Raw genomic sequence first — 13,059 nt, 5'->3', positions numbered from 1 at the left:
ACGCTGCACACGTCAATTCGAGTCTGCCAGGGGGAGATTGGCAGGCCGTGGCACTCACCTTGGGGAATTCACATGCGCATGAGCTCAGTCGTCGTCGCCGCGTCCGGCATCCTGGCCCTGTCCGCTCTCGCCCTTCCGGCCGCTCACGCGGACCAGAGGTACGGCGACACCGACATCACCGACGTGGTCGTCAACGGCGGTCAGCCCGTCGTCGTCGGCACGGCGGAGAGAACCGTCAGCGTCGAGGTCACCGCTACCGACCCGTCCGGCCTCGAGCAGATCAACGCCACCCTGTACCACGGCACGTTCGCCGAGCAGGACGTCAGCGTGCCCTCGGCGGCGGCCTGCGAACCGACCACCGACACCATCAGCACCTGCACCCTGACCTTCACCCTCACGCCCGGTACCGTCCCGGCCGACGACTCGCTGGCAGGCGCCTGGAGCGTCTCGGCCTGGGCGATCGCTCCGGACAGCGACGCCGTCTTCCTGGACGCCGCCGCCACCTTCACCGTGCAGCGCGACACCCAGGTGACCGCCGACGCCACCCCCGAGCCGGTGAAGTTCGGCAAGAACCTCACCGTCAAGGGCGGCGTGCGGCACGCCGACTGGGCGGCGGGCGCGTACGCCCCCGCCGCGGCCGGCCGCCCCGTCGCGCTCCAGTTCCGTGTGGCCGACTGCGACTCCTGGATCACCGTCAAGACCGTCAGGACCGCTGCCGACGGCACCGTCTCCACCACCGTCCCGGCGCTCGTCGACGGCTCCTACCGCTTGTCATGGGCCGGCACGGCCGACACCGCGGCCGCCGTCTCCGCCGCCGACTTCGTCGACGTCCGCTGAGCCCTGAGCAACCGCCGGCGCCGGACCCCGCACGGGGCCCGGCGCCGCACTCTCTCCACTGCCGGTGAATGCGACGAGCAAGGGGGTCCCGCGGGACAAATTCGAGATGAATCCGCCGGACCGGAATTGACTTCCACACGGAAGAAAAACCGCGCGCCCGCCGTACGGAATTCGGCCCTGGCGTGCCGTTCCTGTTTTCGAGGGCGCCTATTCCCCGGGCGGAGCACGCGGGGACGGCCTATTGACGGAGGTGGCGCCCGCGGGGTGGGGTTATTCGCTCTCCCGACCGTTCCGGGCCGCGGGCGGCCGGGTGCGGCACTCCCCTGAGATCTCAGCGGACGTGCCCCGAAGCCGGGACGGCCACGGGGCACTGAGGGTGCGGGCCGTCTGCCGCCCGGGCCCGGTGGGGGGCGCGCTCATGTCCTCTGGGCGAAGCCGGCCGGAGCCGGCCCCGCGCAGGGGCCGCCGGCTCACCCCGTGGCGAGCAGGACCACCAGGGCGATCGCCCCGGCCGCCGCGGGGGCGATCACCTCGTACGCCCAGCGGACCGACACCTCGCCCTGGGCGGTGTCCCGGCCCGCGTTCTTCTCGGCGAGCTCACGCAGCTCGGCGACGACCCGGTCGGACCAGGCCCTGGTGGGGACGGGGTCCGACCCGCCGAAGCGCCTGCTCGCGGCCGCGCCCGGATCGTTCGCGGCCCCTGCCCGGGCCTGGGCCCGCACCGCGCGCTTGCGGGCACGCATCGACACCGGCACCGCCCACAGCTGGTACTTCTTGCCCCCGGCGAACAGCTCCGTGGAGTAACCGGAGCGCAACCCCTCCACTGCGGCCCACGGCGCGGTGATCGTCCGGAAGGGGTTGCGCACCCGCAGCCGCCCCTCCCCGGCGAAGACCACCGGCCGCAGGCTGAAGGCGACGATCAGCGGGACGATCAGCACCAGCAGGGCAAGCGCGACCCAGGGGGTGCGGCCGGCCCCCCGGACGATCGCGTCGATACCGAGCCAGAGGGCGATGGCGAGCATGATCACGCCGCCGGCGATACCGGCCGCCGAGCGGAAGGACCGGTCGGCGTACTTCGGCTGCCCCGGTTCGGGCTGCGGGTCGGGGGCGGGGGTCTGCGAGCTCGTCATGAGATCAGATTGTGCCCGACGGGCCGTCGCTGCCTCACCGGGCGGAGGTTGCGTTAGTGCATCGGCGTCAGGGGCTGCCCTACTCGTACCCCTTGTCCTCGGCCGAGTCGTAGACCAGCTTGCCCGCGGTGTCATAGCCCTGGATGTGCGGCAGGGCGCTCACCGCCTTGGTCAGGACGCCGGTCGCGACGAAGTACCCGTGGTCGAGCACCGCCTGCTGCGTGACACCGCCGTAGGCGACGGTGACCTTGCCGATCCCGGGCTCCACCGTGCCGATGCTGCCCCAGCGGAAGGGAAAGACGTACGGCAGGCCCGGGCCGGTGGCGGTGTCCATCTTGTAGAGCCGGAAGGCGTTGATGTCCGGCTGCACGCGTCCCCGCTCGGGGTCGGCGCCCACGCTGGCGTTGACACCCGGCTCCGCGCCCTTCTTCTCGGTGCAGATCAGCCGGGTGGGGGTGCCGCCGGACTTCTCCACCGCCACGACATTGATGCCGTCGCCGGGGGAGTTCTCGTCGCCCGTGGCGTTCATCGCCAGGATGACGCGGTAGTCCTCGGCCTTGTCGAGGTCGTTGGAGGGAAACCCCTTGTGCTCGTGAGCCTTCTGGGCTGCCAGGCACTTCTCCAGCACGCTGCCCGCCCGCTTCAGCGTGATGCCGTCCGTGAGCTGCCCGGCTGTGAGCGGCCCCTCGGGACCGCTCGGCGTCCGGCTCACCGGCGGCGACGCGGAGGAGTGCTGCGGAGCGGCACTCGCCGTCGTCGCGGCCGACGAGGCGGCGTCGCCGGGCAGGGCGGTCGTGCTGCGCCCGTCCGGCTGGAAGTGCACCGCCAGGGCCGTCCCCGGCAGCGCGGCCAGCACGGCCAGCCCCGCCCCGGCGGCGGCCATGCGGCGTCTGCGGTGCGTCCTGCCCTGCCGCACGATCGAGGCGACGGGCGCCTCACCCGCCCGGAACGCCTCCGTCTGCTCCCCCAGGAGCTCGCGCAGCACGGCCTCGAACTCCGTGTCCTTCTCCGCCGGGCCGTGCCCCGCGCCGTGTCCTGTGTCCCTCATCGGACTCCTCCGCTCTCCCCGGTCCTCTTGCGCTGCCCGCTGTCCGCTGTGCCTCATGACGTCCGCACGCCCACGCCCGCGCCGGCTTCCGCGCGCTCCACCGCGGGACCCAGCCGGACGCGGAGCTTGGCCAGCCCCTTGGCCGCCTGGCTCTTGACCGTGCCGACCGAGCAGCCCAGGGACTCGGCCACCTCGGTCTCCGACAGGTCGTCCCAGTAGCGCAGCACCACCACGGCCCGCTGCCGGCTCGGCAGCTCCCCGAGAGCCGCCAGCAGCACCTGCCGCTGTGCCACACGGGCCGTGGGATCGGCGCCGGCACCGTCAGGCGGCATGTCCACCAGCCGCTCGGGCACCCGTTTCTTGCGGAACCGGTCCTTGTTGCAGGTGATCAGGATCCGGCGCACATAGGCGTCGGGATTGTCCCTGCGCTGGATCCTGCGCCAGGACCGGTAGGCCTTGGCGAGGGCGGTCTGCGCGAGGTCCTCGGCGTGATGCCTGTCACCCGTGAGCAGATAGGCCGTCCTCACCAGCTGGGCCCATCTGGCGCGGACGTACCCTTGGAACTCCGCCTCGTGGTCTGCGTTCATCGATGACCCCCTTCACCCACCAGACCACCACTGCTCCGGATTCGGTTGCCCGGGCGACCCGGTGGGATCAGATGGATCCGTTTGTCCCCGGTGACATTCGCTACGCGCGTAGATATGCTCGTCTGGTGACCATGCCCACCACTGTTCCCGCTCACGGCCCGGACGCCGCGGCGAGGCTGGCGTCGATGTCCGACGTCACGTCCTCCGACGCCGCGCTGCGCCGCTTCCTGCACGGGCTGCCCGGCGTCGACGCGGTCGGCCTCGAGGCCCGCGCCGCAAGCCTCGGCACCCGCTCGATCAAGACCACGGCGAAGGCGTACGCCATCGACCTGGCGATCTCCATGATCGACCTGACCACGCTCGAAGGCGCGGACACCCCGGGCAAGGTCCGGGCGCTGTGCGCCAAGGGCGTCACCCCGGACCCGACCGACCGCACGGCCCCCCAGGTCGCCGCGATCTGCGTCTACCCGGACATGGCGGCGATCGCCAAGGAGTCCCTCGGCTCCTCCGGCGTCCGGGTCGCCTCCGTCGCCACCGCCTTCCCGGCCGGCCGTGCCGCGCTGCCCGTCAAGCTCGCCGACACCGCCGACGCGGTGGCCGCCGGAGCCGACGAGGTCGACATGGTCATCGACCGCGGCGCCTTCCTCTCCGGCCGCTATCTGAAGGTCTTCGAGGAGATCAAGGCGGTCAAGGAAGCCTGCCGCCGCGCCGACGGAAGCTCCGCCCGCCTCAAGGTGATCTTCGAGACCGGCGAGCTGGCGACGTACGACAACATCCGCCGCGCCTCATGGCTCGGCATGCTCGCCGGCGCCGACTTCATCAAGACCTCGACCGGCAAGGTCGCGGTCAACGCGACCCCCGCCAACACCCTGCTGATGCTGGAGGCCGTGCGCGACTTCCGCGCCGCCACCGGCGTCCAGATCGGCGTGAAGCCCGCCGGCGGCATCCGCACCTCCAAGGACGCCATCAAGTTCCTGGTGCTGGTGAACGAGACCGTGGGCGACGAGTGGCTGAGCAACGAGTGGTTCCGCTTCGGCGCGTCCAGCCTGCTCAACGACCTGCTCATGCAGCGCCAGAAGCTGAGCACCGGCCGCTACTCCGGTCCCGACTACGTGACGGTGGACTGAGAACCCATGACCAAGAACACGCAGAAGAACCACGCGCAGCAGTCCGGGCAGCCGAGGCCGGGATCCGCCTTCGCGTACGCGCCCGCGCCGGAGTCCCGTTCCGTCGTCGACATCGCCCCCTCCTACGGCCTGTTCATCGACGGCGAGTTCACCGAGGCTTCCGACGGCCGGGTCTTCAAGACCGTCAGCCCGTCCACCGAGGAAGTGCTCTCCGAGGTCGCCCGGGCCGGTGAGGCGGACGTGGACCGCGCCGTGCGGGCCGCCCGCCGCGCCTTCACCTCGTGGTCGGCGCTGCCCGGCTCCGAGCGGGCCAAGTACCTGTTCCGCATCGCGCGGATCGTCCAGGAGCGCTCGCGCGAACTGGCCGTGCTGGAGACGCTGGACAACGGCAAGCCGATCAAGGAGACCCGCGACGCCGACCTCCCGCTGGTCGCCGCGCACTTCTTCTACTACGCCGGCTGGGCGGACAAGCTCTCGCACGCCGGCTACGGCCCCGACCCCCGCCCGCTGGGCGTGGCCGGCCAGGTCATCCCGTGGAACTTCCCGCTGCTGATGCTGGCGTGGAAGATCGCCCCGGCGCTGGCCGCCGGCAACACCGTGGTCCTCAAGCCCGCCGAGACCACGCCGCTGTCCGCCCTCTTCTTCGCCGACATCTGCCGTCAGGCGGGCCTGCCCAAGGGCGTCGTCAACATCCTCCCCGGCTACGGAGACGCCGGCGCCGCGCTCGTCGCGCACGAGGACGTCGACAAGGTCGCCTTCACCGGCTCCACCGGGGTCGGCAAGCAGATCGCCCGCAGCGTCGCCGGCACGAAGAAGAAGGTCACGCTGGAGCTGGGCGGCAAGGGCGCCAACATCGTCTTCGACGACGCCCCGATCGACCAGGCCGTCGAGGGCATCGTCAACGGCATCTTCTTCAACCAGGGCCAGGTCTGCTGCGCCGGCTCCCGCCTGCTGCTGCAGGAGTCGGTGGCCGACGAGGTGCTGGACGCGCTCAAGCGCCGGCTGTCGACGCTGCGCGTCGGCGACCCGCTGGACAAGAACACCGACGTCGGCGCCATCAACTCCGCCGAGCAGCTGGCGCGGATCACCGCGCTCGCCGAGGCCGGCGAGGCCGAGGGCGCCGAGCGCTGGTCCCCCGAGTGCGAACTGCCCTCGTCCGGCTACTGGTTCGCGCCGACGCTGTTCACCGGTGTCACCCAGGCGCACCGCATCGCCCGCGAGGAGATCTTCGGCCCGGTGCTGTCCGTGCTGACCTTCCGCACCCCGGCCGAGGCTGTGGAGAAGGCCAACAACACCCCGTACGGCCTGTCGGCCGGCATCTGGACGGAGAAGGGCTCGCGCATCCTGTCGGTCGCGAACCAGCTCCGCGCGGGCGTGGTGTGGGCCAACACGTTCAACAAGTTCGACCCGACCTCGCCTTTCGGCGGCTACAAGGAGTCCGGCTTCGGCCGCGAGGGCGGCCGGCACGGTCTGGAGGGGTACCTCGATGTCTGAGAAGTCTGACAAGCCCGAGAAGTCAGAGGCGGCGCGGCTGTCCGTCTTCAAGACCTACAAGCTGTTCGTCGGGGGCAAGTTCCCCCGCAGCGAGAGCGGGCGGGTGTACGAGGTGACCGACTCCAAGGGCGACTGGCTCGCCAACGCCCCGCAGTCCTCCCGCAAGGACGCCCGCGACGCGGTCTCCGCCGCCCGCAAGGCCGTGGCCGGCTGGTCCGGCGCGACCGCGTACAACCGGGGCCAGGTCCTCTACCGCGTCGCGGAGATGCTGGAGGGCCGGCGGGACCAGTTCGTGCGCGAGGTCGCCGAGGCCGAGGGCCTGTCGAAGTCCAAGGCGGCCGCCGTGGTGGACGCCGCGATCGACCGCTGGGTCTGGTACGCGGGGTGGACGGACAAGATCGCCCAGGTCGTCGGCGGCGCCAACCCGGTGGCGGGGCCGTACTTCAACCTCTCCAGCCCCGAGCCCACCGGTGTCGTGGCGGTCCTCGCGCCGCAGGAGTCGTCCTTCCTCGGCCTGGTGTCGGTGATCGCCCCGGTGATCGCCACCGGCAACACGGCGGTCGTCGTCACGAGCGAGAAGGCCCCGCTGCCCGCGCTGTCGCTGGGTGAGGTGCTGGCCACCTCGGACGTGCCCGGCGGTGTGGTCAACCTGCTGTCCGGCCGGACCTCCGAGGTCGCGCCGACGCTCGCCGCGCACCAGGACGTCAACGCCATCGACCTCGCGGGCGCGGCGCACGACGCCGAGCTGGCCCGGGAGTTGGAGGTGGCCGCCGCGGACAACCTCAAGCGGGTGCTGCGTCCACAGGCTGTGGACTGGGCGGCCGAGCCCGGTACGGAGCGCATGACCGCGTTCCTGGAGACGAAGACCGTGTGGCACCCGGCGGGTGCGGGCGCGGGCTCCGGCTCCGCCTACTGACCCGGACTCCCCGGCGGCCCGTCCGGCCGCCGGGGAGCCTTCCCGGCGGCCGGACGGGTCGCCGGGTCCCCGGCGTCGTCCGTCGTCGTGTCCGCCAATAAGGAGACGAAGCGCTCGTACGCCGTCTGGCAGGTCGAGTAGCGCTCGTAGGCGCGGGGGGAAACCGCAAGCGTGCGCCCTCGCACGTCACGTGCGGACCAGCACCACCCGCTGCCGTCCCCGGGGGCGTGCAGCATCACGCAGGTGAGTTGCCCGAGCAGGCTCTTCAGCAGCGTGAAGTCGGCATGGCAGGCGCCGGGGTCGGGCCTGCTTTCGGCCGCCACCGCCACCACCCGTCCGTTGTGCGCCCTCATGCGCCAGTGGTGGCCCCCGTCCGAGGAACGCTCGACACTCCACCGTGCACCCGGTGCAGGTCCGCGGTCCTTGCGTGCCGCCGTCACCTGTCCCCCACCCCATTTCCCCGTTCGGCCCGGACCGCCGCTGCGGCGGATCTTGGCGAGCGGAATGTAGTGGGCGGTGCCGCGCGGGACGTCCCATCGGTCCGAATACCGAAAGGGCTTCACACCGAAGTTGTCCCTCATTCACGCGGGACGACGCGCCCCGCCTGACCGAAAGTCGCTGGTCAGAGCGGGGCGAAGCGGAAACGACGGTCAGTGGCCCTGGAGCGTGCGCACGAGGCCGCCGACCAGCGGCAGGTCGGCGACCGAGCGGCTGTCGGCGACCGGCTTGGTGAGCATGGCGGTGGAGACCGGCTTGAAGTCGCTGACCTGCGAACCCACCGCGTTGTCCAGGGGGTTGACGCTGGTGCGCGCCAGGGGGTTGACCGGCAGGTAGTTGATGGTGCCGACGACGGCCGACGCGGTCTCCTTGGCGGACTTGTCGGCGCTGCCCTGCCCGTCGGGCTGCGCCGCGCCCGCCTGCGCCGCCCCGGCCACCGCGAGGGCGGCGACGGACGACACCGCGAGGGCTGCGGTGCGGAGAAGGGTACGGGAGAGCTGCGCCATGAAGGTCCACCTGCCTGGTCACTGAACCGGTGCCGGGCCGGAGACCGGGGCCGGTCGCGGGCCGGCGGCCGTCTCCGTACGCGACGATGTCGCCACGTACGGTATTCGGTTGAACATCACGCGTCCAAAACATGTCCCCGAGGGTCACTCCAAAGGCGGAATGCCCCACACTGGTGTTCCGTGAGCCCCCACCTCGTCGCCCGCGTGATCCTGCTGACCGGCCCCTCCGGGTCCGGCAAGTCCTCGCTCGCCGCCCGTACCGGGCTGCCGATCCTCCGCCTGGACGACTTCTACAAGGAGGGCGACGACCCGACCCTCCCGGCGCTGCCCAGCGGCATCGGCACCGACTGGGACTCGCCGGTGTCCTGGAACGCCGACGCCGCCCTCGCCGCGGTCGCCGAACTCTGCGCGACCGGACGGACCGACGTCCCCGAGTACGACCTCTCGTCCAGCTCCGTCACCGGCAGCACGGCCGTGGAGCTCGACGGGGCACCGCTGTTCATCGCCGAGGGCATCTTCGCCGCCGACATCGCCGCGCGGTGCGGCGACCTGGGGCTGCTCGCCGACGCCCTGTGCCTGAGCCGGGGTGCGGTCACCACCGCCCGCCGCCGCTTCGTGCGGGACCTGCGCGAGGGCCGCAAGTCGGTGCCCTTCCTGCTGCGCCGCGGCTGGAACCTGATGCGGGCCGAACGGCACATCGTGGCCCGGCACTCGGCGCTCGGGGCCCATGTGTGCGACCGGGACGAGGCGCTGGAACGGATCACCGGTGCTCGTTACGAACCGATTCCCGTCCGGGTCTGAACGATTCGGCTCGCACTCCCGTAAGACATGGACGAGGGAGCGGTGCGCACGGACCCCCCGCCGTACGCGACCGCTCCCTCTCCCCCTCCCCCCGCTGTGGAGCCCCCGCTCCCCCGATCCCCCCGGGGCTCCGCGGCGTCAGGCCACCAGCTCGCCGAACGCCCCTTCCTCGTCGACGCCCGCGCTGAGCGTCTGGTCCTCACGCAGCCGGCGCAGCGAGCGCCAGATGCTGCTCTTCACCGTGCCGACGCTGATGCCGAGGATGCCGGCGATCTCCGGGTCGGTGCGGCCCTCGTAGTAGCGCAGCACCAGCATCGTGCGCTGGGTCTCCGGCAGCTTCGCGAGCGCCTGCCAGAGCACGGCGCGCAGCTCGGTGCCGCGCATCTCGTCGCAGTCGCCCACCGTCTCCGGCAGTTCCTCGGTCGGGTACTCGTTGAGCTTGCGGCGCCGCCAGGCGCTGATGTGCAGATTGGTCATCGTGCGGCGGAGGTAACCCCCGACCGCCGCCTTGTCGCTGATCCGGTCCCAGGCCCGGTAGGTGGAGAACAGCGCGCTCTGCAGCAGGTCCTCCGCCTCGAACCGGTCACCGGTCAGGTGGTACGCGGTCGCGTACAGAGAGGCCCGGCGCTCCTGGACGTAGGCGGTGAAGTCCGCCTCCGCCGAGGTCCGCCGCTCCTCCTCGCGGCCCGTGGCCGGGCCGGCGAGGTCCCCCGAGGCCCCCGTGGCCTCTCCGTACGCGACACCCCCGTGTCCCCCGTGACCGCCCTCGATCGCCGTGAAGTACGGCGGCCGGTTGCGGATCACCCCACGTCCGGTGCCACGAGCGCACCCCCGCCCGCCCGTGGCACCGGACTTCTCCACGCCCCGCGCCGCGGTGTGCACCGCGGCGGCCGGGCGAAGCTCCTCGTTGCAGACGTGCTGGTGGGAGACGAGCGGGAGCGGCTGAAGTACTGCCGTCGTCGTGCTGTGCAGTGCGTTCATTTCGCGCCCCCGTGGGTGGAGCCTGCCTGGTGTCTGTCTCGGTCCGGCGGGGGCTTCGCCCAGGGCTGCCCTCGCCGTGACCAATAGACTGCCGGGCCAGTTTCATGACGCTGTCCGCCGAGTGTCACAGGCCCGTCACAGACGCCACAGGTACCTTCCGCGGCCATCCTTGGTGGAGAATGCGGGCGTGCCTTTCCTGTTGCTGATCGAGGACGACGACGCCATCCGAGCGAGCCTCGAACTCGCCCTGTCACGCCAAGGCCACCGAGTGGTGGCCGCGGCGACGGGCGAGGACGGGCTGAAGCTGCTGCGCGAGCAGCGGCCGGACCTGATCGTGCTGGACGTCATGCTGCCCGGGATCGACGGTTTCGAGGTGTGCCGGCGCATCCGGCGCACCGACCAACTGCCGATCATCCTGCTGACCGCCCGGAGCGACGACATCGACGTCGTCGTGGGCCTGGAGTCCGGTGCGGACGACTACGTCCTCAAACCGATCCAGCCGCGCGTGCTGGACGCCCGTATCCGCGCGGTGCTGCGCCGCGGCGAGCGGGACAGTTCCGACTCGGCGGCCTTCGGCAGCATCGTGATCGACCGGTCCGCGATGACCGTCACGAAGAACGGCGAGGACCTGCAACTGACCCCCACCGAACTGCGCCTGCTGCTGGAGCTCAGCCGCCGGCCCGGGCAGGCGCTGTCCCGGCAGCAACTGCTGCGCCTGGTCTGGGAGCACGACTACCTCGGTGACTCCCGCCTGGTCGACGCCTGCGTGCAGCGGCTGCGCGCCAAGATCGAGGACGTGCCGTCGTCACCCACCCTGATCCGTACCGTCAGAGGCGTCGGATACCGCCTGGACGCCCCGGCGTGAATCCAGGGCATCACGAGTACGCCGCCGAGGACGACGCCGCGGACCAGCGGCTGAACGGCTGGCGATCACGATTGCTGCGGCTCACGAGCCTGCGGCTGCGCCTGGTGGTGGTCTTCGCCGCCGTGGCGCTGGCCGCCGCCGTGTCCGCCTCCGGCATCGCGTACTGGCTCAACCGCGACGCCGTACTGACCCGCGCCCAGAACGCGGCGCTGAACGACTTCCGCGCGTCGATGACGCGCAACGCGGGGTCGCTGCCGCGCCATCCGTCCTGCGACAAGCTGGCCGACGCGACGCGCAGCATCGGCTCGAGCACCCAGAACTACCAGGTGATCCTCATCGGCACCGGGCCGGACGGCGAGCACTGCGCGACCAAGTCGAGCAGCGACGGGCTCTCGCTCGACGCGGTGCCGCAGTCCCTGCGCAAGGCCGTCGAGAAGCGCAACCCCAAGCCGGGCGACCCCGCCGAGTACCACCTGTACTGGCAGCGGATCACCCGCGGCGGCCAGCCCTACCTGGTGGGCGGCGCCAAGGTGATCGGGGGCGGCCCGACCGGCTACATGTTCAAGTCGCTGGAGGCCGAGCGCAAGGACCTCAACTCGCTGGCCTGGTCGCTGGGCATCGCGACCGCGCTCGCCCTGATCGGCGCCGCGCTGCTGGCGCAGGCCGCCGCCTCCACCGTGCTGCGGCCCGTGGCCCGGCTCGGGGACGCCGCGCGGCGGCTCGGCGAGGGCAAGCTCGACACCCGGCTGCGCGTCACCGGCACCGACGAACTCGCCCAGCTGTCACGGACGTTCAACCGCACCGCCGAGCGCCTGGAGCGGCGGGTGGACGAGCTCAGCCAGCGCGAGGCGGCCAGCCGGCGGTTCGTCGCCGACATGTCGCACGAGCTGCGCACCCCGCTGACCGCGATCACCGCCGTGACCGAGGTGCTGGAGGACGAGGCCGACTCCCTCGACCCGATGATCGCCCCGGCGGTGCGGCTGGTGGTGAGCGAGACCAAGCGGCTGGGCGAGCTGGTGGAGAACCTGATGGAGGTCACCCGCTTCGACGCCGGCACCGCCCGGCTCGTCGAGGACGCGGTCGACGTCTCCGACATGGTCACCGCGTGCATGGACACCCGTGCCTGGCTGGACGCGGTCGACCTCGACGCGCCGCGCGGCATCATCGCGCGACTCGATCCGCGCCGTCTGGACGTCATCCTGGCCAACCTGATCGGCAACGCCCTCAAGCACGGCGGCTCGCCGGTCCGGGTCAAGGTGCGGCAGGACGGCGAGGAACTGGTCGTCGAGGTCGCCGACAACGGCCCCGGCATCCCCGAGGACGTCCTGCCGCACGTCTTCGACCGGTTCTTCAAGGCCGACGCCTCCCGCGCCCGTTCCGAGGGCAGCGGTCTGGGCCTGTCGATCGCCCTGGAGAACGCGCACATCCACGGCGGCGGCATCACCGCGGCCAACGCCCCCGGCGGGGGTGCGGTCTTCACGCTGCGGCTGCCGATGGGCGGCGGGGACGATCTCGCCCCGGAGCCCGAGGAAGGGAACGTGAACTCGTGACGCAGCCGCCCCGGGGCACCGCCCCGTATCCCGCGGTGCCGGGCTTCGCCCGGCGGTGGCGCGCCCCGCTCCTCGCCGTGGTGTGCGCGGCGCTGGCGGCCGGCTGCGGCATCCGCACGACCTCCGTACCGGTGGACGCGGGACCGGCGCCGTCTCGGGTGTCGTGCGCCGTACCGGACGACACCCCGGCGACGGCGACGGCGACGGCCTCTGCCTCTGCCTCTGCCACCGCGACTGCCTCCGCCCCGGCCTCGGCCTCGGCCTCCCCGACGGCGGCGCCCTCCGCCGCGCAGTCCGTCGCCACCGTGTACCTGGTGTGCAGTTCCCAGGTCGCCGATGTGCACCGCTCCGTCGCCCTCGCCGGGCTGACCCGGCTCGGCACGGCCGTGGCGCTGCTGCGCGAACTCCAGCAACGGCTCGGCATGGCCGAGGCGTCGGCCGGCTTCGGCACCGCCGTGCAGGGCGACCTCGCCGTGGAGGGACCGCGTACCGGCGATCCCCGGGGCACGCTGCGGCTGAGCGCGCCACTGTCGGAGCTGCCGCCGTTCGCACTCGCGCAGTTGGTGTGCACCTACGCGGGCAATCCCTTGCTGTCCTCCGACGGCTCGGTGATCCTGGGCGGTTCGGACAACGCACAGGTGCGTCGTTTCACCTGCACCAGCGACCTGCGTACGGACCCCGGGGCCGCCGAAACCGCTGGAACCGCCGTGAAGTGACGG

Annotated in this window: 14 protein-coding genes; 8 read left to right on the top strand and 6 right to left on the bottom strand. The window is 72.1% G+C overall.

Annotation, left to right across the window (positions count from 1 at the left end; genetic code table 11):
• Positions 1-72 precede the first annotated feature (72 nt).
• Positions 73-837 carry a calcium-binding protein gene (locus tag ACFYXS_RS25290; RefSeq protein WP_389251952.1) on the top strand — a complete coding sequence of 255 codons (765 nt, stop codon included), beginning with the start codon at positions 73-75 and terminating at the stop codon, positions 835-837.
• 470 nt (positions 838-1,307) lie between these two features.
• On the opposite strand, the gene ACFYXS_RS25285 is transcribed toward ACFYXS_RS25290, so the two are convergent.
• The 3 genes from ACFYXS_RS25285 to ACFYXS_RS25275 all read right to left on the bottom strand — a co-directional run bounded on the left by ACFYXS_RS25285 (position 1,308) and on the right by ACFYXS_RS25275 (position 3,602).
• A complete protein-coding gene (locus ACFYXS_RS25285) occupies positions 1,308-1,967 on the bottom strand; it encodes a PH domain-containing protein (protein ID WP_389251950.1) in 660 nt (219 codons plus the stop codon).
• Positions 1,968-2,046: 79 nt separating this feature from the next.
• On the bottom strand, positions 2,047-3,015 hold the full coding sequence (locus ACFYXS_RS25280) for a hypothetical protein (protein WP_389251948.1): 969 nt from the start codon (positions 3,013-3,015) through the stop codon (positions 2,047-2,049).
• Positions 3,016-3,068: 53 nt separating this feature from the next.
• Positions 3,069-3,602 carry a SigE family RNA polymerase sigma factor gene (locus tag ACFYXS_RS25275; RefSeq protein ID WP_389251946.1) on the bottom strand — a complete coding sequence of 178 codons (534 nt, stop codon included), beginning with the start codon at positions 3,600-3,602 and terminating at the stop codon, positions 3,069-3,071.
• A gap of 131 nt (positions 3,603-3,733) precedes the next feature.
• On the opposite strand from ACFYXS_RS25275, the gene deoC reads away from it, so the two are divergent.
• Genes deoC through ACFYXS_RS25260 form a run of 3 tightly spaced genes read left to right on the top strand, consistent with a single transcriptional unit; the run spans position 3,734 to position 7,139 of the window.
• Complete coding sequence (gene deoC, locus ACFYXS_RS25270; protein WP_319658820.1) at positions 3,734-4,729, top strand: deoxyribose-phosphate aldolase; 996 nt, start codon at positions 3,734-3,736, stop codon at positions 4,727-4,729.
• Between the two features lie 6 nt (positions 4,730-4,735).
• A complete protein-coding gene (locus ACFYXS_RS25265; RefSeq protein WP_389251944.1) occupies positions 4,736-6,223 on the top strand; it encodes an aldehyde dehydrogenase family protein in 1,488 nt (495 codons plus the stop codon).
• Positions 6,216-7,139 carry an aldehyde dehydrogenase family protein gene (locus ACFYXS_RS25260; protein WP_389251942.1) on the top strand — a complete coding sequence of 308 codons (924 nt, stop codon included), beginning with the start codon at positions 6,216-6,218 and terminating at the stop codon, positions 7,137-7,139. The genes ACFYXS_RS25265 and ACFYXS_RS25260 overlap by 8 nt, the downstream gene beginning before the upstream one ends.
• On the opposite strand, the gene ACFYXS_RS25255 is transcribed toward ACFYXS_RS25260, so the two are convergent.
• Positions 7,133-7,492, bottom strand: a complete 360-nt coding sequence (locus ACFYXS_RS25255; protein ID WP_389251940.1) for a hypothetical protein — start codon at positions 7,490-7,492, stop codon at positions 7,133-7,135. The two genes, ACFYXS_RS25260 and ACFYXS_RS25255, sit on opposite strands and share 7 nt — an antisense overlap.
• Before the next feature lie 297 nt (positions 7,493-7,789).
• Positions 7,790-8,143 (bottom strand): hypothetical protein, encoded by a 354-nt coding sequence (locus ACFYXS_RS25250; protein WP_389251938.1) that lies wholly within the window; start codon positions 8,141-8,143, stop codon positions 7,790-7,792.
• 180 nt (positions 8,144-8,323) lie between these two features.
• On the opposite strand from ACFYXS_RS25250, the gene ACFYXS_RS25245 reads away from it, so the two are divergent.
• A complete protein-coding gene (locus ACFYXS_RS25245; RefSeq protein ID WP_389251936.1) occupies positions 8,324-8,944 on the top strand; it encodes an ATP-binding protein in 621 nt (206 codons plus the stop codon).
• A gap of 138 nt (positions 8,945-9,082) precedes the next feature.
• On the opposite strand, the gene ACFYXS_RS25240 is transcribed toward ACFYXS_RS25245, so the two are convergent.
• Positions 9,083-9,925 carry a SigE family RNA polymerase sigma factor gene (locus tag ACFYXS_RS25240; protein ID WP_389251934.1) on the bottom strand — a complete coding sequence of 281 codons (843 nt, stop codon included), beginning with the start codon at positions 9,923-9,925 and terminating at the stop codon, positions 9,083-9,085.
• Between the two features lie 187 nt (positions 9,926-10,112).
• On the opposite strand from ACFYXS_RS25240, the gene ACFYXS_RS25235 reads away from it, so the two are divergent.
• The 3 genes from ACFYXS_RS25235 to ACFYXS_RS25225 are packed head-to-tail and all read left to right on the top strand — an operon-like array spanning position 10,113 to position 13,056.
• Positions 10,113-10,790, top strand: a complete 678-nt coding sequence (locus ACFYXS_RS25235; RefSeq protein WP_319658662.1) for a response regulator transcription factor — start codon at positions 10,113-10,115, stop codon at positions 10,788-10,790.
• On the top strand, positions 10,787-12,340 hold the full coding sequence (locus ACFYXS_RS25230; protein ID WP_389251932.1) for an ATP-binding protein: 1,554 nt from the start codon (positions 10,787-10,789) through the stop codon (positions 12,338-12,340). The genes ACFYXS_RS25235 and ACFYXS_RS25230 overlap by 4 nt, the downstream gene beginning before the upstream one ends.
• Entirely contained in the window at positions 12,337-13,056 is a 720-nt protein-coding gene (locus tag ACFYXS_RS25225) for a hypothetical protein (protein ID WP_389251930.1), read from the top strand. Before ACFYXS_RS25230 ends, ACFYXS_RS25225 begins: the two co-directional genes overlap by 4 nt.
• Positions 13,057-13,059: the final 3 nt, after the last annotated feature.

The organism is Streptomyces sp. NPDC002574 (assembly GCF_042889545.1).
GTDB lineage: Bacteria > Actinomycetota > Actinomycetes > Streptomycetales > Streptomycetaceae > Actinacidiphila.
This window is presented reverse-complemented; position numbering and strand designations above follow the sequence as displayed.